The 21,117-nt window shown below is 45.4% G+C and carries 15 protein-coding genes and 1 riboswitch; of the genes, 8 read left to right on the top strand and 7 right to left on the bottom strand.

The window, feature by feature from the left end; all coding sequences use genetic code 11:
• Positions 1–62 precede the first annotated feature (62 nt).
• A complete protein-coding gene (gene tenA / locus ACUYLD_RS23355; RefSeq protein WP_250260555.1) occupies positions 63–752 on the bottom strand; it encodes a thiaminase II in 690 nt (229 codons plus the stop codon).
• Positions 753–890: 138 nt separating this feature from the next.
• Positions 891–993, bottom strand: a riboswitch (TPP riboswitch).
• Positions 994–1,085: 92 nt separating this feature from the next.
• Complete coding sequence (locus ACUYLD_RS23350) at positions 1,086–2,807, bottom strand: NAD-dependent malic enzyme (RefSeq protein ID WP_446676100.1); 1,722 nt, start codon at positions 2,805–2,807, stop codon at positions 1,086–1,088.
• A 397-nt stretch (positions 2,808–3,204) separates the two neighbouring features.
• Between ACUYLD_RS23350 and ACUYLD_RS23345 the strand changes: the two genes are divergently transcribed.
• The 4 genes from ACUYLD_RS23345 to ACUYLD_RS23330 are packed head-to-tail and all read left to right on the top strand — an operon-like array spanning position 3,205 to position 7,677.
• Positions 3,205–4,326, top strand: coding sequence for a glycosyltransferase (locus tag ACUYLD_RS23345; RefSeq protein WP_061828845.1), 1,122 nt, complete (start codon positions 3,205–3,207; stop codon positions 4,324–4,326).
• A gap of 4 nt (positions 4,327–4,330) precedes the next feature.
• Positions 4,331–5,596 (top strand): transporter, encoded by a 1,266-nt coding sequence (locus tag ACUYLD_RS23340; protein ID WP_446676099.1) that lies wholly within the window; start codon positions 4,331–4,333, stop codon positions 5,594–5,596.
• Positions 5,580–6,806, top strand: coding sequence for a glycosyltransferase family 4 protein (locus ACUYLD_RS23335; RefSeq protein WP_061828843.1), 1,227 nt, complete (start codon positions 5,580–5,582; stop codon positions 6,804–6,806). Before ACUYLD_RS23340 ends, ACUYLD_RS23335 begins: the two co-directional genes overlap by 17 nt.
• Entirely contained in the window at positions 6,766–7,677 is a 912-nt protein-coding gene (locus tag ACUYLD_RS23330) for a glycosyltransferase family 2 protein (protein WP_235308563.1), read from the top strand. Before ACUYLD_RS23335 ends, ACUYLD_RS23330 begins: the two co-directional genes overlap by 41 nt.
• Here ACUYLD_RS23330 and ACUYLD_RS23325 read toward each other — a convergent pair.
• The gene (locus ACUYLD_RS23325; RefSeq protein WP_446676098.1) at positions 7,645–8,349 is read right to left on the bottom strand and encodes a response regulator; all 705 of its coding nucleotides are present in this window, start codon (positions 8,347–8,349) and stop codon (positions 7,645–7,647) included. The two genes, ACUYLD_RS23330 and ACUYLD_RS23325, sit on opposite strands and share 33 nt — an antisense overlap.
• A 45-nt stretch (positions 8,350–8,394) precedes the next feature.
• On the opposite strand from ACUYLD_RS23325, the gene ACUYLD_RS23320 reads away from it, so the two are divergent.
• Genes ACUYLD_RS23320 through ACUYLD_RS23310 form a run of 3 tightly spaced genes read left to right on the top strand, consistent with a single transcriptional unit; the run spans position 8,395 to position 15,055 of the window.
• On the top strand, positions 8,395–8,844 hold the full coding sequence (locus ACUYLD_RS23320; protein WP_235308568.1) for a hypothetical protein: 450 nt from the start codon (positions 8,395–8,397) through the stop codon (positions 8,842–8,844).
• A complete protein-coding gene (locus ACUYLD_RS23315) occupies positions 8,841–10,574 on the top strand; it encodes an ATP-binding protein (RefSeq protein ID WP_446676097.1) in 1,734 nt (577 codons plus the stop codon). Before ACUYLD_RS23320 ends, ACUYLD_RS23315 begins: the two co-directional genes overlap by 4 nt.
• 50 nt (positions 10,575–10,624) lie before the next feature.
• Positions 10,625–15,055: a hypothetical protein gene (locus ACUYLD_RS23310; protein ID WP_446676096.1), complete on the top strand. Its 4,431-nt coding sequence runs from the start codon at positions 10,625–10,627 to the stop codon at positions 15,053–15,055.
• Positions 15,056–15,097: 42 nt separating this feature from the next.
• On the opposite strand, the gene ACUYLD_RS23305 is transcribed toward ACUYLD_RS23310, so the two are convergent.
• The gene (locus tag ACUYLD_RS23305; RefSeq protein WP_061828838.1) at positions 15,098–15,793 is read right to left on the bottom strand and encodes a response regulator transcription factor; all 696 of its coding nucleotides are present in this window, start codon (positions 15,791–15,793) and stop codon (positions 15,098–15,100) included.
• Positions 15,794–15,953: 160 nt separating this feature from the next.
• Here ACUYLD_RS23305 and ACUYLD_RS23300 point away from each other — a divergent pair, with 160 nt between their 5' ends.
• A complete protein-coding gene (locus ACUYLD_RS23300; protein ID WP_446676106.1) occupies positions 15,954–17,297 on the top strand; it encodes a sugar phosphate nucleotidyltransferase in 1,344 nt (447 codons plus the stop codon).
• Between the two features lie 213 nt (positions 17,298–17,510).
• Here the strand turns inward: ACUYLD_RS23300 and ACUYLD_RS23295 are convergent, their stop codons facing one another.
• The 3 genes from ACUYLD_RS23295 to licT form a co-directional block, all read right to left on the bottom strand.
• Entirely contained in the window at positions 17,511–18,026 is a 516-nt protein-coding gene (locus ACUYLD_RS23295) for a thioredoxin family protein (protein WP_442434735.1), read from the bottom strand.
• 138 nt (positions 18,027–18,164) lie between these two features.
• Positions 18,165–20,021, bottom strand: a complete 1,857-nt coding sequence (locus ACUYLD_RS23290) for a beta-glucoside-specific PTS transporter subunit IIABC (RefSeq protein ID WP_235308577.1) — start codon at positions 20,019–20,021, stop codon at positions 18,165–18,167.
• 232 nt (positions 20,022–20,253) lie between these two features.
• The gene (gene licT / locus ACUYLD_RS23285) at positions 20,254–21,096 is read right to left on the bottom strand and encodes a BglG family transcription antiterminator LicT (RefSeq protein WP_023990001.1); all 843 of its coding nucleotides are present in this window, start codon (positions 21,094–21,096) and stop codon (positions 20,254–20,256) included.
• Between the last annotated feature and the right edge of the window lie 21 nt (positions 21,097–21,117).

Genomic DNA, 21,117 nt, shown 5'->3' with positions numbered 1-21,117 from the left:
CTCTATAGTTGGTAGTTCAACAGGGCATTAACCGTACTTCACACATCGAATCGCCAGGCTGACTATTCCAAGACCGCTGCCTGCATCTGGACCGGCCATTCTTCCTGCTTATAAGCCATGTCCCAGAACTTATATTCCAGCTGGCAGCTCAGTATAAAATGCTCAATCATCCGCTCCCGCTCAGCAGCCGTTGCGTCTTCCGCCCAAGCATCTACACGTTCTCGGAACTTGAGTGTTGTATCATCAAGCTGGTCTCCATAGAAGCCAATCCATTCATAGAACGGATGAGACTCATCCGGCTTTACTTCATCCAGCAGCCTGCGACCAATCTCGGCATACGTCCACATACATGGCAGCAGCACAGCCAAGATCTCGCCCAGGCTACCCTCATGCGCAACCGTCAGCATGTGACGGATATAGTGATGAGCCGACGGAGCGAGCGGATATCCCTGCAACTCTTCATAGGTCACCCCTGCGACAGCACAGAAATTTTGATGCGGATGAACCTCGCTGTGGAGAATAAAAGAGATTTGTTCATTAAATACAGCCATATCCTCCCGATTCGTGCATTTGGAGATTGCGATGCCGTATATCCGCATGTAGGCGTTCAAATATTCAAAGTCCTGTTTTACATAGTGAATCAGCTGTCCCCTTGTCAAACTTCCTTCAGCAATACCTCTCACAAAGGGGTGCTCAAAAATCGCTTGAAAAATGCCGTCCGCCTGCCGACGGAGTTCTTCTGTAAAACTCAATTTCCCCACCTCCATCAAATTGAAGAGCAAGAAGTCCTGTAAGAATATAATTCCGGAACAACGCTAAAAAGCCGCCCCGGAAAAATGGGAGCGGCTTCAACAATAGGCCCAATACGCAAAAAAACGTTTGAAACCTTATATATGAAGGCTCCACTTTCCTACGCTAGTACGAACTAGATCAGGTTCAAAGGGTCCAAGATACGTTCTTGTCTCAGCCATAGCGGCTCCCCTAGTGGACTTCTATTCTTTTGACTATTACTGTACATACGTTCATACGCTATGTCAAACATAGTGTGCAAAATATTAAATTTCCTCTAGTTAGGTGTTTTGAGCTTAGTGAGGGTGATGAATTACACTTTCCACAGCTTTGACCTTGGCATATTCCGGTTTCCACATTGCATCTCGTATAGCTTGTTCCACATCTGAAATGTGCGCCTGAGCTACCTGATCCTGTATCGCGGCTTTTGCAACCGCAATCGCAACAGCGTACGAAACTTCGCGTAATTTTCGGATATGAGGGAGTAGCGCTCCGCCAGGCGTATTCGAATCTACACCATTGGCAACAGCAACTGCTGCCGCTGTAAACATCGCAGGGGTAATCCTTTTGGCTTTAACCACAATCGCACCCAGACCCAGTCCCGGAAAAACAAAGGCATTGTTCGCCTGTCCAATCTCAAATTTCGTACCGTTATAGGTGACGGGCTCAAAAGGACTTCCGGTTGCAATCAGTGCTTTGCCATCGGTCCACCGGATCAAATCCTCGGGTACTGCTTCTGCAAGGTTTGTAGGATTGGACATGGGCATAATGATCGGGCGTTCTACATGTTTCGCCATCTCCTTGATGATCTCTTCAGAAAAGGCACCTGCTACACCGGAAGTTCCAATCAATATCGTAGGCTTCACCTGACGGATGACCTCTAGCAGTGGTATTTTGCCGTCACCCGATCGGGTCCATGAGCTGACTTCATCCTTTTTGCGCACATACGGTTTCTGATACTCCAATACGTCTTCCATATCTTCCATTAACAGCCCGCGATAATCAAAGGCCCAAAAGGACTTGAAGGAATCTTCTGCGGAAAGGCCGTCCTCAATCATAGCACCCCGAATTTGATCAGCGTTACCGATTCCTGCTGCCCCTGGGCCGAAAACAAGTATTTTTTGTTCACGCAGCGGAGTCTTGGTGACATCCACCGCCGAAAGAATCGCAGCCAAGGTCACCGCTCCTGTACCTTGTATATCATCGTTGAAGGTGAGTATACTTTGACCGTATTTTCCTATAATATGGCGTGCATTTACGCTGCCCACATCTTCCCAATGTAAAAGCGCCTTTGGGAATTGCGCTAACGTTTTGCTGATAAAAGTATCAATAAACTGGTTATAGGCTTCTCCGCGAACCCGTTTATGGCGGTTTCCGATGTACAGTGGATCATTCAGCAGCTTTTCATTATTTGTACCTACATCCAGTACAATTGGCAGCACCCGCCCGGGATGAATGCCTGCCGCAGCCGTATACACTGCAAGCTTGCCGATAGCAATGTTAATCCCCCCGACGCCCCAGTCACCAATCCCTAAAATACTTTCGGAATCTGTCACGACGATCAGATCCACATCATGGTCACTCAAACCAGAATTATGGAATGCTTGTCCAATACCGTTCGGGTTATCTATCGACAAATATATGCCTCCAGGGCGGTTGTACTCGTGACTATATTCTTGAATCGCGGTTCCTACAGTCGGCGTGTAGACTACGGGCAGCATTTCACTCAAATGATCGGTTAGCAGCCGGTAGTAGAGTACGACATTTCGGTTGTGAAGGTCGTTGAGAGAAGCATTTTTTCGCAGCATGGTGGGTTGTGCCAGAAACTGCTGATATGCCCGTACGCTCTGTTTCTCTAATGAAAGGACGGTGGGAGGAAGGATTCCTTCCAAACCCAGTTCTTTGCGTTCTTCTTCTGTAAAAGCGACACCTTTGTTCAAAAGGGGATTTGCCAACACATCCTTTCCCCGCAATGGAGTAGATAATGACCCATCGCGATTGACATAAAAAGCTTCCATAGAAAGACCTTCTTTCTCTTCATTTTCATAACTATTCATAAAGAAAGATGACATGTTGTCCATAGTATGGACGTGCGAATTGGTTTTATTCTTCTATTTATCTATGACAAAATAACCATATATATTTCTTTCTATAGATCTAAAAGAACCAATTTCAGATATCGGTTCATTAACTAATTCTGATGATTTTGGTTCTAATGAATCAGGTCTAAATGCTCTGTTTTTATCAAATATGAAAATTAGTTTTTCTTCTCTTATCTCCATATATATCATGGAGTGTCAGTTATTTTGTTAAGGAAATATGAAGTATTTGGACATTAATTTAACTCCTATAAGCAAACATTCTTAATTCTTTTTCAACAAAATAGAACTATTCGGAGGAAAAGGAGAGGTTTGTGTGCAGGGACCTATAGCCATTTTTAGCGATAACGACAGGGCTATTGATTATCCCAATGTGATTTGTTTTTACCAATATATACAGTGCGAGGACACGGAGGCAGCTTCAGTCTACGAGAACGCATGTTGTTGCCTGATTGATTATAGGGAGCCGGGGCAGGCAGTGCGGAAAGCCAATCAGATCCGTAGCCAATTTCCGCAAATGCCATTGTTACTGGTGACGGATGTAACATTTCCGTTCAGTGATCAGCATATGGTGCAAATCATCGGAGTAGGTCGTTTGCGGCTGCTATTTTGGCAAGCCAATGACAACGAAGAAATGCTTTCGGAAATACAAAGCTTGCTCTATCCCGAGTATTCGACCAAAAGCCAACACATTGCATTTATCTTGTCTGTATATAACGAAGAGCAACGTTTTGTTCATGTCAAAACCTTTGCTGAACGATTGCAGGTCTTTATCCGCAGCCATATTATTGAAGGTTCGATTTATCTCATTGATGATGGCAGCTACGATGGTACGAATGCCTTGATTAAAGCGCTGGAGGCAGCCACGGACTTGTCCGTAAACCGGATTAATCAGAATCTTAGCCCGCTGCTTCAAACAAGGGAATTGGGACGCAATACACGTAAGGCAGGGACGTATCTGGAAGGGATGCGGACCATTGGTGCGGATTACTACGTATTTGTGGACGCAGATGACTCCTTTTTTATTGAGGATATTGCCAGAATGATTAATGTTGTTCAGCAGGGCTATTATGATGTCGTGATCGGAACCAAGGATATGACCGCTGAGAATCGATCTTTATTGCGATCTGTCGTCAGCTTTGGTAAACGGGTCATTTCCCGTCCTTTTTTACCCACAGGTGTGGTGGATTCCCAGACTGGGCTTAAAGTGATGAGTTCGGTTGCAGTGAAGCGAATGTTTCCGCATTTAAAGGAACAGCTCGGACTGGCGTTGGATTTGGAAATGATGTTTATTGCCAAACGACTCCAGCTTCGTGTGCTGCAATTACCCGTCAAATGTATTGACCGGGATGGCTCGCACATCCATGTCTGGAAGGATTCTATTCGTTTTTTGCGCTCCATCATTGATATTTGGCGACTGGATCGGCGGGTGAGATAACAACGTGAACAACCGAGTACGATCGTTGATGTTTCCTCTCTTTAATGTGCTGCTTAACGGATTTAATTTTTTCTTTCACATTGCAGCGAGCTGGTATCTTACCGGACAAGCTTATGGCCAGGCGAATGCGCTGCTGGCGCTTTTTGCGCTTTTATCCGTTTTGGGTTTATCCATCCAGCTATTAACTGCAAAACTGCTCTCTAAGGGAGACCAAAAGCTTGCGCTACGAAGCTTACCGCTCGGTTCTCTATTACTCAAAGCACCTCTGGTGCTAACCGTGCTTGCCATGATCATTTTACTCATCTTTCATCCGTTACTGCGTTCGCTATTAGGCGTCGAATCCGGCCCGCTGTTCATGCTATATGGCTTGATCGGACTGCATATTCTTGTGAGTTCGTGCCGCGGAGATTTACAGGGCAGGGAACGCATGTTGGCGCTCAATGTGAACTATTACATTGAGGTATTAGGGAAGCTGAGCCTGTTTTTTGTTCTAGCTGCACTAGGGTTAAAGCTGGAAGCGCTACTGTTAGCGAGCTGTGGAGGAATGTTGCTGTCGCTGCTCCACGGCTGGATCGTTTCGGCTCGTGGCTTGTCCTTATTCACATACGGTAGAGAACATATCCCTTCTGGGCTATGGAAATCATTGGGTCAGGATTTCACCGATAGCCTTATGACGAATTCATTTATTTTGTTTTGTATCTCCATCGACATGTTGTATGTACAGCATTACTTTCCCGAGCAGGCCAGCAGCTATGCCATTGCGCTGAAGTACAGCCAATTGGTCTATTACGTTTCGTATAGCCTCATTGCTGCCTTTATTCCAAAGATCGGTGCGCAGGGGCATGACCGCCAAGCTTTGGGCAAGTTGATTGCCGTCTATGCCGCATTAATGGCTGTAGCTGCGATCTGTGTATATGTGGGCACGACCTTTGTGTTCCCATCCTCTATTTCTATATTATTCGGAGCCTCTTACCAATCGGCTGAGGCCTATATTCCATGGGGAGGATGGGTGTACTGGCTATTTTCCATCGTGCTGTTTTTTGTACATGTGCACGTATTGGTGGGCAGACGCAAATTTATGTTCAGTCTGATGGCAGGAGCCGCGGCTTTATTAGTAGCCTTTCATATTGCCCACACAGATCCGGTAGATTTTTTGCTATCTGAGTTCATTGTTTATGGGGCTATGGCTCTCTACTTTGTGATAGACGCCTATGTGCATTTGTTTAAAATAAAGATAAAGGGGGATTTACCCCATGAATACCATACATGAACAGGACGGTAAAACCGTAGTTCTATTGCTTTCCTGGCGTGACATTCGTTCACCTAAAAGCGGGGGAGCAGAAATTTTCACCCACGAAATGCTTAAACGTTCACAGCAAGGCCGCTTCCAGTTCATTCATTTTTCACCTCAATTTGAGGGGATGCCTGAGCATGAAGTTATTGACGGTATTACGTATATTCGAAAAGGGAACATATACAGTGTCATTTATTATGCGATGCGCTATTACCGTCGTCATCGAAGGAAGATCGACTATGTGATTAACCAGGCGAATACGCATCAATTCTTTACCCGATTTTGGGTGGAGGCATCCAAGCGGATTTTTTTCATACATCAGCTAACAAGGGAGATATGGTTTGAGAACGCCAAATTCCCGCTAAATGTTATTGGGTTTCATATGGAGCCCTTGATGCTTAAGCTGGCTCGTAAGGATCGGACGCTTACGGTATCTCCGTCTACTCGATACGATCTACTTAAGCTGGGCTTTCACCCGGATCGTGTCCATCTTTTACCGGAAGGCATTGAGTTTGATCATTGGCCGCGCGAACAATTTTTAACGAAGGAGCCTAATCCGACCTTCATGTATGCTGGGCGCTTCGTCAAATATAAAGGGATCGATCTGGTCGTTGAGGCCTTTGGGCAGCTCAAGGAAAAGTTCCCTCAGGCTATGTTATGGATTGCCGGAAAAACCGATAAAACCTATGTGGCAGAACAATTGTTGCCGATTATGAAACGATATGGATTAACATACGGAGAACCGGATGAACAGGGGCAATCGCAAGCCGATATTACCTTTTACGGATTTGTTTCAGCAGAGCATAAGCTGGAGCTGATGAGTCGTGCCCACGCGCTGGTGTTTCCTTCCTTGCGTGAAGGCTGGGGGTTGACGATTACCGAAGCGGCAGCCGTTGGAACGCCCAGCATTGTCAGCAATTCACCGGGGCTGGTGGATGCAACGGATTTCGGAAAAAGCGGGTATCTATGCTTTCACGGCGACATCCGTGGATTATCTGAACAAATGGAAAGAGCAGCCAAGGGCGGCGAAGATTACATGGCCATCCGTGAGCGGGCGTATCAATATGCGTTAAGATTCCATTTTGATCATACGGCTGCTGCGTTTGAGCAGTTGATGGAAGATTGGGTAGAGGAGGCGGAACAGAGTGGACAAAGTGGTCATTCTCTTCTCCACGTACAACAATGAGCGGACGATAGAGCCTTGTTTGCGAAGCTGTATGGGGCAAAATTACAAGGATCTGCATATTGTAATTGCTGATGATGGCTCCAATGATCGGACCGTTGAGACGATTCGTATGCTGTCGGCAGGGAGTTCAGTACCCGTAACGGTACTGGAGCTTCCCCATGGGGAGCGGGGAGTCGCTAGGGTCAGGGCGGTTGAGGAAGCGAAACACTTGGGGGCCGAATACATATTTGTATTGGATTCCGATATGATTTTAGCCGAACATCTGATTCAGCAGAGCATCGACTTTTTTGACGATCATCAGGATATTGGCGCCTTGGTCATTCCGGAGGAGGCGTATTCGGAAGCGGACAATTTTTTTTCCAAAGTGAAAGTTTTTGAGCGAAATGTGATTAATAACGCGGGTGAGACCTTGGGAAAACGCTCCATTGAAGCGGCACGCTTCTGGCGAATGAGCGCTTATGAATCGACGGGCGGGTTTAATGCGGAGCAGATTGCTTTTGAAGAAATACAGCCAACCTTGCGTTATATAGAGTCTGGCGGAGTTATTCGCCGGGCGGTATTTACACGGGTATACCATGATGAAAAACAGGTGTATCTGCACGATGTATTACGTAAAAAAGCCTACTACTTTTCAGTGATGGATCGTACGATGTCATCTGAAGAGGGCGGATTGCGAAAGGCGCTGGAACGTTGGTATTTCTTCCGTCCGGTGCTGTATACATGGGGGAATTTGAAAAACTATATCTGTCACCCCTTGCTGACGATGGGGATGTTGTGGATGTATGTATGCCTGACTGTGATTGGGGTAGCCGCCGTGTTAAAGGGCGGCACCCGTCACTCAGGCGATCTCGCTAAGGCGGATAAGGCGTAACGATGAATGTCCAAGGGCCAGCGTATCCAGCGTGTACAGGTCGGGATCGGAAGATTCCGACTCCTCATACGGTATATATAATGAATGCGTGGTTAACTGAATACCTTCCCCGTCAGGATGACGTAGTGAGCAGCCGACAGGATACAGCTCAGCGAGTGCAATGTGTACAGCGGTTACGATATCTTGTTCATTCAGTAGCACATAGGGTCGGTACGGAGCGTTCAAAATGCTGTCTATAAATGCTGACAGGTCGGAAGCTACGTTCTGTTCTGCATGCAGGCTATTTCGGTTGAGTTTGGCCTGATCAAGCGCCTCATACAGTATTTTCTTTAGCGTATCATCATCCAGCTCCAGTGGTTTCGTCAAAAAACGGAACACACCGACTTGATTAATCGCCGATAAAATGGACTGCGTATGCAGGTGACCAGACAAAATGATTCGTACGATATGTGGATAATCCTTCTTAATCATGCGAAGGAAGGTAATCCCATCCAGACCAGGCATGAGCAGATCGGAAACGACCACATCGATCGGGTGCTGTTCCAGCACTTGTAAGGCTTCTTTGGGCGTGTGAGCGGTATGTAAGGTAAATGCTTCTTGCGTCAAGGTCCGTTCGAGCAGGGACAGAACCATAGGGCTGTCGTCAACAAATAGAATGTTTTGGGGTGTCATAAGAACTGCGCAACTCCAATCAGGAAGTAAGAAATGAGGAACTACATGTATAATATCAGCGTTTTGGCATTTTTGAAAGATGTCAATACAGAACGGGCGTTGCGTCTTTTTTGTGAACGATTTGATTCGGCTGAACATGCCCTCTGGGAAAAAGGTATGCGTCTCCTTCATCAGTATCATGCTGCACGGCATACAGGAGTGACCCTGGCTGTCTCCAGCGCACTTCAGCATATGGACGATCGTCATGATATTTACGTTGTTGATCTGCGAGAATACGGCGAGGAAGAGCTGGATCGCTTATATATCGCAAAAACATGCGAGTTGATCCTACTGACGGACGGTGCAACGGAAACCGCTGCAAGGTTTGCTGCCCTCCAGCGTCGCACTCCCCGGTTGCTGTGCGCACGGCTACCGCTGGTCAGCTACGAGCTGGAATGCCTGATGCAGGCTATTTTGAGCCGTCTTGAACAAAATGGAGGGGACAGGAAAGCATGAAACAATGGGCTTTGTTGAAACCAGGTTGGCAAAAGCTGATCCTGTACCTGATCGTTCTGGGTGTGACAGTGTTTTTGGCCGCTGTGCTTCAATGGTTTGTCGTGCGACAATTCAGTGTTCACTTGGCGGAGATTCAGAACGAACAGCTCCAGTATGAGGTACAGGAACTTTCTAGCAGCATAACCGAGCGTTATGCCGCATGGCAGGCTGAACTGAAGGAGCTGTCGTCCAGTCTGGGCAGAGATATGCTGAATCAGGGAACACGCCAGTATCCTGAGGGTTTTAAGCGTGAAAGCGGGGCCTTTTATGTGCTGGATGAGCAGTATCATGTGATGGTCGGACGAGACAATCGTGAGATGAAAAGTGTAGTCCAGCAGATTAAATGGCTGCAAAATGGTTGTGCAGTAAGCTCTTTTGTGACAGAGGATCATCAGCCTGCCCAGTATATAGCATGCAGGATTCAAGGGGCGCAAATGGGCGGTTTTATGGTGCGCACGGTTGACGCTGATATGCTCAGCGGGATTATTAAAAGTAAACCGATTAACCAGCATGAGACTTTATTTTATAACGGTCAATTTAAGGTCGTAGCTTCCCGAAGTACTTCGGATATTAACCGAACGGACATCACGGGCGTAACCCGTAGGCTGCTGGAAGGCAATACAGGTATCATCGAAGATGGCGGAGAGAAACACGGAATAGGATTCAGCCGCATTGGGGAAGAGGCCCTTTACATATCGGTTAAGGATGTCAGTGAGGATACAGCTCAGCGAATCAACTCCTTTCGCAAACAGTTATGGATGGTCATGGTTCTGATATTGTTCATTCTGTGGGCCATGCTCGTACAGTTCCGCAAACGGATTGTAAAGGATGCCATCGTGAACAATCAGGTGCGTGACCAACGGCGAGATGAAGATATGCGACAGCAGCAGGACACCTATTATTTGCCGTTAATGCAGACGATTGAGCAGCAACTACAAGAGCTGCAAGAGCAGACTAGCCGTCTCACAGGCGGTGATGATTTGAAGCTACTGGGATTTTATCATGATCTAGCAAACCGCTTTGAAGCGGCTTCGAGTCAGGGAAAAGGAGCCTCTCATGAGGAACTGGAGTATTTTCGCGAGTTGAATGAAAATTTCATCCAGGGTCGTCTCAGACAGGAATCCTCACTGGGAGAGTTACTGACGGGAGTTCGTAGCTTGCGCGATGAGCTGGAAGAGAAGATGCATGATAATAGTGGAATTAGCTTTACAGATATGAATGAAGTATTGTCTGAGTCGCTGAAATGGGCGAACCGTTCATTAAACATGAAGAACATTCAAGTGATCTTGCGGCAAGAGCCTGTTCCATCCATTGCAGCACAAGCACCCATGCTGTACAAAACGATTCAGGGGCTGCTGGAAAATGCAGTGCAGGCCATGGGCCAAGGTGGAGAGCAGCCTGAGAATCAGGAAAAGGGCCGAACAGGTCTGCGGTCCAAGCGGCAATCTCAAGTGCTTAAGGTTAGTTCACGGCTGGAAGAAGGAGAAATTATTATTAACATTGAAGACACGGGCGGCGGGATTGATGATAAAATGCGTTGGAGCTATTTCCAGCCAGACTATTCCCAAAACTCGCAGGAGCATGCGTTCAGCCTGTATCATATGGATGCATACCTGAAGACCATAGGTGGTCGTTTAAAGCTGCGTAATACCGATCAGGGCTTGCAGGCAATCGTTCGTTTGAGAAGATAGACCCAAGATAACCGACAGATATACGAGAAGTTCAAGAGAGGGGGACAAGCATGAAAAAATGGATATTTCGCTACCGCTACGATATGGCGGCAATGATGTTGATGCTGATTGCGATTGTTGCATATCTTGCACCCATCTATGGACCAGGGCAAATTGTGTTTAGCGACATTGCTTTTGGAGCCACCTCTCATCGGTATCTGGAGGAAATAACCGGAGTATGGAACGAGCGATGGTCTACCTCGACCTTGTTCAATGCTCCACGTATCCTGTACATCTTGCCCTTCTATGGACTGTCACTCTTATTTGACGAAAGCGGCTCGGTCTTGCTCAAGTCGTTTATTACAGGCCTGTTATTTGTTTCGGCATTCTCGATGTATGCCTTTGCCAAGCGTCTGGTTAGCGTGTATTATTCACCAAGCTTTACGAAGACCCGTATTTTTGCCATCATGGTCGGCTCGTTGTTTTATGCGCTGAATCCGTGGGTTATTTTCCGCATTCAGCATATTTATTTGCTCTGTGGATATAGTTTGTTTCCGTTAATGCTGCGATTCTTCTTTAGTGCGGTGGACCCCAAGTTTCAAATTCAACAAATAAAAAACTATCATCCTCACAAGCTGTATCAACCGAACTGGATAGATCTGTTCCTGTTGGCTGCGGTATTTACCGTTAGTGCCGCTGCCATTCATTATTTTTTCTTTGGCATGATTTATTTGGGATTGTTCACCATGTTGCTATTGATCAAACTAACCTGGGCCCACCGTAAGGCTGGTCGCAGCTATTTGCAGCCGTTATACGGCAATTTTTTGCGTAAAGGGATCATTTTTGGCGTCTTTTTTGGTCTGCTCAGTTTTTATTGGTTGTCTCTATATGTCGGTAGCATGTTGATGGACGCTCAAGCGTCTCAGCATAATATCAACGTCGTGGATACGTTGTCTCTGTTCAGCCGCAACAGCAGTTTATATAACGTAGGTTATTTACTGAGCTATTGGTGGCCCATGTTTTCCTTGTCCTCACTGCCTAGCATGTTTTATGTAGGAGGGGGATTTTTGTTGCTATTGATCGGATATGCGATGGTGACACGTTCACATAAAAATCCGATTATTCTGATCTTCTCGCTACTTACGCTACTGTTTCTAGTTGCAGCTACCGGGACGACGTTCCCATCCATTGCCAAGTGGTTTGTCATTTTGGTTACGAAAACCCCTGTGATTGGTTCGGTTTTCCGTGATCCTAACAAATTTATTGGACTGATTGCCCTTAATTTCGGGGTGTTGCTGACCTTTGGTGTCATTCAATTTATGGAATGGTTCGGATCATCCCCGTTGCAGCGTGTATATAAAAAGCTAGCAGTAGTTATCGTTGTCTTGTGCCTCGGGGTATATTTTGCTCCCTTGCGTACTCAGTTCATTGAGGGGTACTACAAGCCGGTACAAGTGCCGGAGGCTTATAGTCAAATGGCTGAAAAGCTGACTGACCCGGATCGTTTCGATAGCAAGGCATTATACTTTCCGATTGCTGACAATATGATTCAGAGCTATAACGGAGTAGCCACACCCAAATGGAATAAAGGGAAGACCGCAAACGAGAAGGCAACCGGAGATTTTCAGGTATACTCTTCTCCTAAAAATACGATCTTTCATCATGAGGGGAATGATCCCGGCATTACATACTATATGAATTTTCTGCAGTATGTCATGGACAATGGATTAAGCTCTCGATTAGGCTGGCTGTTCTCTACCTTTGGGGTCAATCAGTTGGTCTATCATGATGAATATGTGGGGCAGGAGAAGCGGCAGGATTTCCACCTGTCTCAGCTGGAAGGTCAGACCGGGCTGAAACGTACGTACCAAAACGGGCTATTTTCCATATTCAATCTCGATCAGACACCGCCCTATATGAACATCCTTGCGAGTAAAATTGTAACACCTTACGGTTTTAGCCGACTGGAGAGCTACAGTCATCTGTCTGGTTTTGATTTTAACCGCTTTGGAGTGCTGTTCAGTGCGTTAAGGCCTGAGCTAAAAACCATCCAGACGATTAACAAAGGGGATTATGTGGAAGCGGCGTCCTTTAATGACTTGCTGTTGTCACAGCTTCCAGCAGAGGATTACTTACGGCCTTTTGATGCCATTGAGGATGGTAATGCCTTTTTAAAATGGTCCAAAACCTTTGCCTCGACCAACGATTGGTTATGGTATTTATCCTCCCAAAATATACGGAACTTTCCGTTCGATATGGAAATGGATGCAGGGATTGCGGTTACCTTTGCCAGTAAGAAGCTGGATCTGGCCCCGTATCAGATGAGCAGCATCGAAGGGAAGACGGTTGTGGACTTTGATTCCATGTTGCGGACCGAAACCTTCTTCAAGCCGGATAATCCGCAGTTGTTCAGTGTGCAGGCTAATCCCCGTGAGGAATTGAATGATGTGCCCACTCTGCATGGCGAAATTATGAAGGGAGACCCGAGTAATATATGGCAAGTCGCTAGATCGGGTTTGCTGGAAGCCAAGGAGAATAATCCGTATCAGTTCCAAATCACTGTTTCTGGCCGCGGGACGAACAAAATGCATGTAAAAATGAGATTTTACGATAAGCAAATGCGTGAGCTGGGGGTTAGCTATGTTGTGGCGCCCTCGGAGGGATATAATTTTGACAGTGTGAAATTTTACGGGGAATACGTTTCGCCGCCAGGCAGCTATTGGATGCGAATGGATTTGTTAACCTTACAGCGTCCACAGCAAAAAAATTACTGGTGGATTCATGATATCCAGCTGCGTGATTTGGGGCAATACAGCAAGCCTAATACGTTTACGATGCACAAAAAACTGGACCAACCTCAAACCTCGCATGTATATGCTAGAGTGTTTATGAATAAGGCAGGCGGGAAATTGCAAGTCACACTGCCCGACAAAGTGGTTAATATCAAAACTCAGGATGATGGCTTGAACCAATTCCAATGGATCGATCTGGGAGTGCATGCCTTTCCCAAAGGAGATACCGCGGTCACGGTTAATAACCTGCAAGGCTTTAATGCGGTCAATCAATTTGCGATTGTGCCTACAGACCAGCTAGATCAGCTATCTTTTCCCGTGGAGCAGGCATTGAAGCGGGGCAAGCTCTTTTTCACCTTGGAGGCAGAGAACGATTTTAACGCCCAAGGGAATGTGCAGACGGAGCGTGCTTTACCAAGACTTAGTATGGGGCGGGGAATCAGCTATCAGAAGGGGACGTTAAGCAGGGATGTGGAAGTCGCCAAAACGGGAACCTATGCCACAGCTATTTTGGCTAATCTCCCCGCCGGGTACCAGGGGGCATTAACGATGAAGTGGACGAATGAAGAGACTGGAGAGGTGTTGACCAGAACGACTCATACGGGGGAGCCGTATAAGCGATTACCTGCTACCTCTTTATCCGAAAAGCAGGTTATTGAAACGGTGCCCAATCAGGATGGTTTTGCCAAGAAAATCATACAGATTCCCGGTCTGCTGAATGACTATGGCCGAGTCGAATTTAAAAATCTGTTCCTAACCAAGGGGAAGTATCGCTTAACCCTTGTCCTGGATAGTCAGGTGCCGTCATTGAGCCGTTTTGGAGATATTCATCGAATGGGCGGGCAGGAAGTGACGGTGATGCCTGGGGAGGATACGAAGGAATCATTGAGCACGACGGATGTCGGATGTGTGGCGGATATTCGACCTGGGCAGACGAATCTGTCAATCAAGGACACAGGACTGTCTATCCGTTACGCACCTAGCTATTCCTGTGACTGGAATATTTATGCGTCCAAGAAAATGAAGGCAGAGCCGCTGCAAGAGTATGCCGTGCAGTTGGATGCGCGATCAGAACAAATTGGAAGTCGGCATATGAAGGTCATTTTTTTGAATAAAGCGTCCCAGGTTCTCCAAACCTCCTATATTGATGAGGTGGAGGAGAGAGATAAGGAACAATGGAATCATTACGATCAAATTGTGAAGGCTCCGGCAGGAACTGCCTTGATGCAGTTTCAGATTTTGGCGCACGCGCACAAGAAGCAGTCAGGCTTATTTCAAATGAAGCAATATTCCATCATCCCTTATCAAGCAATGATTACTGTGGATCAATTTACGTTGTTTGAGGGAACGGATTTGGATACCTTTTTTATGGCTCCCCACACTTCGGAAAGCATTCAGGCTACTCGTGAAAATTCCATGGAACGCAGTTTTACGCTATATAATCCAACGCATGAGCAGGTGCTGATCCGGGAGACCGAATCACCCAATCCACTGTGGGAGTTCAGGCTGGGTAGCGAAAATCAGCGAGCCCGTCTGTCCGTCAATGGAGTGACTACCGGATTCATTACCGATGGTAACGGAAACGGGAAGGTCGTCGTTATTCTGGCTTCCGCCTACCGTTTCGGCTGGGTGCTATTCCTCATAGGGATACTGGGTGGAGCAGCTTGTTTTCTTCCTTATCGGCGATGGAAGAAGCGAAAGCTTCCATAAAAAGCAAGCTGCTCAGTGGGGAAATGGGTAGCCATGATACGGCTACATCTCATATTTGTAGCCTCTGCCCCATACAGTACGGATGTGCTGAGGATTTTTAGGGTCACGTTCTATTTTTTTGCGGAGGCTGGAAATATGTACGTCGATAGTGCGATCCAGATAAGCGCCATCTCCGCCTTTGATCCGATCCATCAGCTCACTGCGGGTAAAGACTTTACCTGGATAACAGGACATCTCTTTTATAATAGAAAATTCGATTTGAGTAACTTCTATTTCTTGGTCATCGACTAACAGACAATGACGGTAATCATTCACCCAAATCCTTACCTTTTTAATCTTTTGAGTTACCGTTTGCGATTCAGTGAGCATGTTGCGGCCGCAGCGGCGCAGCAGGGCTTTAATGCGAGCATTTAACTCTATCAGACTGAACGGCTTGCATAAGAAGTCATCTGCTCCGTCATCCAGAGCCTTTATTCTTATATTCAGTACGGTGTTATTAGAGATGACCAGCATAGGGACTGTGGTAAATTGGCGGATTTGGCTGATCAGCGCACATTCGACTTTACCGGAAAACATCAGAGCGGTCACAATAATATCCGGCTTAAAACGCATAAGTGTAGGAATTGCAAGTTTAGAGTCATAAATAAGCTCGGTATGATAGCCTTCCTCCTGAAGATGAAGAGCAATCATATCTGCCAAACTTTTTTGATCTTCAATGACGAGTATTTTTATGGGCATGACTGACATCTCCTGTACAGACAAAGATACAATAGCAGTGCATAATCATGTATTTTCCACGATAATACATACTTATGTATTCGGCAGAAATGCGAAAATTGAACAGTCCTATAATGTAAGAAAAATATTAATTTACAGGAAGAAGGTTGCATCTTTGCGAATGATTTTATTATCTGGAGGTTCGGGTAAACGTCTATGGCCCTTATCCAATGTGAACCGTCCCAAGCAGTTTCTTTCCATACTACGTCACGACGAACGGCCCGAAAGTATGCTGCAACGAATATGGAGGCAATTAGATGACGCGAATTTGGCAGATGAGGCCTATTTTTCGACGAGTGGAACTCAGGCCGAGCTGATCCGGGGGCAAATTGGCGGAGGTGCTGTAGTCATTGAGGAGCCGACTCAGCGGGATACCTTCCCGGCCATTTCCCTGGCTACGGCCTACTTGCATGACGTTGCAGGCGCATCACGCGACGAGATCGTAGGGGTCATGCCTGTGGACGGGTATGCGGGGGATGAATTTTTTGAACATCTGCGCAGGCTTCCTTCAATATTAGAGCAATCAGGAAGCCATATCGCATTAATGGGGGCTGCGCCAACGGAGCCCTCTGATAAATACGGATATATTGTACCTTCATCCTCTCCTTCACTTGACCAGCCATATTATAGGGTTAGTTCATTTGTAGAAAAGCCGGATATGATCCGTTCAGAAGCGTTGATCCGTGAAGGGGCCTTATGGAATTGCGGGGTGTTTGCTTTTAGACTGGGCTTTTTGTTGGATATTCTGGAGCAAATGGGTTTACCAGCCGACTACAATTCTCTTTCGACAAATTATGCAGACTTGCCTAAAACTAGCTTCGATATTGCAGTAGTAGAGCATACTCATAAGCTCTCAGTGCTTCCATATCATGGAGAGTGGAGAGACTTGGGCACATGGGATTCGTTGGTGCGGGAAGTAAGTTCGAAGCTAAGTGGCCCGGGATATATTTCAGAAGCTTCACATGACTCGCATATCATCAATGAACTGGAGATTCCGGTTAGCATCTGGAATGTCCCGGACATTATTGTCGTTGCTGGTCCAGATGGCGTGCTGGTTACGGACCGACAGTCGTCAACAGGAATTAAGGATATGGTGGCGGAAATTGAAATCGGCCCGCGTTTTGAGGAGCGCTTCTGGGGAAAGCAAACTGTATTATCCCATCAGCAGGCGGCAAGTGGATTGCAGACAGTGACCAAACGCGTGGTCATATCGAACGGAAGATTTATCAGCTATCATGAGCACCAGTACCGTAAAGAAGTATGGACCATAGTTTCTGGAACCGGAAGTGTCTCTATCAATGGCGTGACACAGATAGTCAGCCCAGGTGAGATTATTGTCGTAGAACCCGGTACAAAGCATTTTATAGGGGCAGTAGAGGGAGATTTAGAATTCATTGAGTCACAAATCGGACATATCGTATCCGAAACAGATATTATCCGATATGAATTTCCTGATTCCGATTGACGACCATACTCTATGAAGTGTCTATAATATAGGGACTAATAGATATGAATGAGCGTTTATCAGAAGGCAGTGAAGAGTAGGAGGAACTATTTTTTATTAGAGCTTAGATGACCTGTACATTCCTAAAAAAGGTATTCATGCATTATAGACATGAATACCTTTTTTTGCATAAACAGTTCTTTGTGTTTGTAATAAGATGAATAGAAAAGAGACTTATAAAATAATTTTCTTGGAAGTCAGCCACTCTTTTACGGCGTCCGTACTGAGGTCTCTTTTAGGCGTCCATTCTATTTTATCAACCAGTTTGCCGTTTCTGAATTCTGCAATGGTGGGGGTGTATTTAACGTTGTAATCCTCTTTGAATTTATTCCATTGGGACTTGTCCTTATGGATTTTGTGAACGTTCAAAAAAGTAATTTTAGAGCCTAGATTATACTGCTCAATCATCTTGTTAAAGTTAGGCTCAAACCGGTTGCAGTCGCCACAACTGGGTCTGCCGACATAGACAAGTACACTTCGATCCTGTTGAATTAAACTCTTAAAATTTTCAAATGTAACCGCATTCAAGTGGTCATATATTTCCGGGTAATTGCTTTTGCTCGCTTGGATTTCTTTGTCTTTTTGTTGAACAACCTGCTCTAGGTCTTGAAATTTAGCTACAGCTGAAATAGCGATACCAATGATAAGTAATACAATGACACTTAACCCGGCGATATATCCTTTTTTCACAGAAATCCTCCTTTTTTTACAATCTTACACTTACAGTAAATGATATTTCCATTTCTAGCTGTAACACTTGTCTCATTATGTATAAAAAAAGAAGCTTTCCATTGTTGGGAAAGCTTCTTTAGTCTGATAGTTAAAACGTTAGACCACAACAGTCAACAAGTAATCCTCACGCTTCACTTCAGTTTCCATTGTGTTCAACACATCCAGGTATTGAGCGGAATTTGTTACGATAATTGGTGTAGCTGTAATATAGCCTGCCGCCTTAATTTGCTCGATATCAAATTCAAGCAACAGTTGTCCTTGTTTAACCACATCGCCTTCCTTGACGCGCTTGTCAAAGAATTGTCCTTTCAGCTTCACTGTATTCACACCCACGTGAATCAGAATTTCTGCTCCGTCATTGGAAGTAATACCGATTGCATGTCCGGTCGGGAATACTGTTGTAATCGTTCCATTGACAGGAGATGTCAGCACACCCTCTGTAGGATCAATGAGGATTCCTTTCCCCATAGCACCTGAAGCAAAAGCAACATCAGAAGATTGTTCCAAAGGCAATACTTTACCTTGCAGTGGGCTTACGAGAATTTCTTTCTCGATTGCCACTTCTTTCTTTACGGGTGCAGCTTCTGTTTTTGCAGTTTCTTCTTTTGGATCTTCAAAGCCCAAAATCATAACCAACACAACTGCGAGTACAAAGGCAACGAGCAAACCGATGACTACCCACAAGAATCCAGCTCCAAAATAAGTTGGCAAGGCCAGTAAACTAGGCAGGGAGAAGGATTTTGCAGTCGCTCCGCCAGAAGCGATAATAGCGCCCCCAATACCACCGGAAATACAAGCATAAATGAAAGGCTTTTTCAATTTCAAAGTTACACCATAAATCGTTGGTTCAGTAATCCCGAATACAGCTGCCAGTGTAGAGGAACCAGCCAAAGCCTTCATCTGGGTGTTCCGGGATTTCAGGAATACCCCCAGTGTTGCACCGGCTTGAGAAAGTACAGCTGCTGTAAGCATCGGAAGCATCGTGTCATACCCCAATGTTGCAATATTGGACAGCATGATAGGAACAAAGCCCCAGTGTACGCCGAAAATAACAAATACTTGCCAGAATGCTCCGGCAACAGCTCCGGCGATCAATGGGCTTAAATTGTATACCCATGTAAAACCGTTCGCCAAGCCCTGACTGATCAGGTTACCGACTGGACCAAAGGCCAAAAACGTCAACGGAACAACGACCAGTAGTGATAGCATAGGTACGATAATGTTTTTAACTGATTGATGGATAAAGGAATTGAACCAGCGCTCCACATAGGACTGTACCCATACCGCGAGAATAATTGGGATTACGCTGGAACTGTATTTAATTAAAATGATTGGAATCCCGAGAAAAGCCAGTTTTGCCGGATTGTCCACCGCCGCAATAACATCCGGGTAGACAAGGGCTCCAGCAACTGCGACAGATACAAAGGCATTTGTCTTAAATTTACGGGACGATGTAATAGCCAGAAATAGAGGCAGGAAATAAAATACACTGTCTGAAGCGGCGTTCAGAATCAGATACGTACCGCTTGTATTATCAATCCAATGGAGCGACAAAATTAATGCCAGAATCCCTTTGAGTAAACCCGCCCCTGCAAGAGCTCCCAAAAGAGGAGAAAAAATGCTGGAAATGATATCGACCGCTTTTCCAAGAAAATTCGTTTTTTCAGAAGATTCTTCTTTTTTCGCATTAGGATTGTCAGCATCCTGTAAATTTGTTTCTGCCATCATATGCTCAAACACTTGACCTACATTGTTGCCGATAACCACTTGAAACTGGCCGCTGCTTTCCACTACTGTAATGACACCAGGGGTTGCTTCCAGTGCGGCTTTGTCTGCTTTTGTACGATCATTTAATTTAAATCTCAAGCGTGTAGCGCAATGGAATACCGAATTGACATTCTCTTCGCCACCAACGAGGGTCACTATTTTTTTAGATAGTTCTTTATCACTCATGTTCAGAACTCCTTATGGGTTATTCTTGCTACTGATAGGATTTACTGTTTACAGCTGTTGCTAAGATACGCCGGCGTGCATCTTTTTAAACTTGTAAACAAGAAAAACCTAAACTCGTGGTGAAAACTACGCACTCTCTCCTATAAGGGAACGTCGATTTCACCATCAGTTTAGGTTTTGCCTGCCTTACCAGTCACAATCCATGAACGATGAAAGTATGAAGTTGTTAGTCTTATATGTTATTACGTTCAGTTACGCGATGAATATGGATAGTTAGATATACGTATTCATCCTTGCTTAAATATTGATCGTATGTTTTTTCCAGATACTCATTGATCTTTTGAGCACAAGCAAAAGCTTCGGTATACGTCTGCTTTACCTGGTTGTACAAAAATTCTTCACCACTGTGAATGACTTCTTTGCGAATCACTCGCATCGCAAAATATTGCAAATGTGTCAAAAATCTCGAGTAGCTAAAAGAAGACTCATCCAGCACAATTCCGTAATGATACGTAATAATGTTCAAGATATGTTGGACAATCTCAGTCATTTTCAGTGTGGACTTCATTTCGTTACCGTCGATCCGTGCATTCACCATATGCAATGCAATAAATCCCGCTTCATCTTCGCCTAATTTTACTCCGAGCGTATTTTCAATTTTTTGGAGAGCATCCAGCCCAACTGCAAATTCTTTTTTGTAAAAGCGTTTAATTTCATACAGCATCGCGTTTTGGAGTGCCAGTCCTTTTTCTTGCCGTTGTATGGCAAAATGAATATGGTCGGTCAACGTTAAATAAATATTATCGCTTAACTCCGTATCCAACACTTCCGTTGCATGGGTTACGATTTCATTCACGACCTCCAGATGAGATACAGGAATATCGTTCAGCAACTCGGTTAGTTTGGCCGTGAACTCGTTTTCATTTAACATGAAAATCTTATCTATTTTATCATCATCGACTTGATCGCCAGCCACCTTTTTGAAGGAAATACCTCTTCCCATCACGATGACCTCTTTGCCTTTATCGTTTTTAGTCAATAGGACGTTGTTATTGAGCACCTTCTCAATAATCATTGAAGTTCCCCCTCCCATCCT

This window comes from Paenibacillus sp. SER-28 (assembly GCF_052906305.1).
The sequence above is the reverse complement of the archived record's forward strand: the minus strand, read 5'-3'. Positions and strand labels throughout refer to the sequence as shown.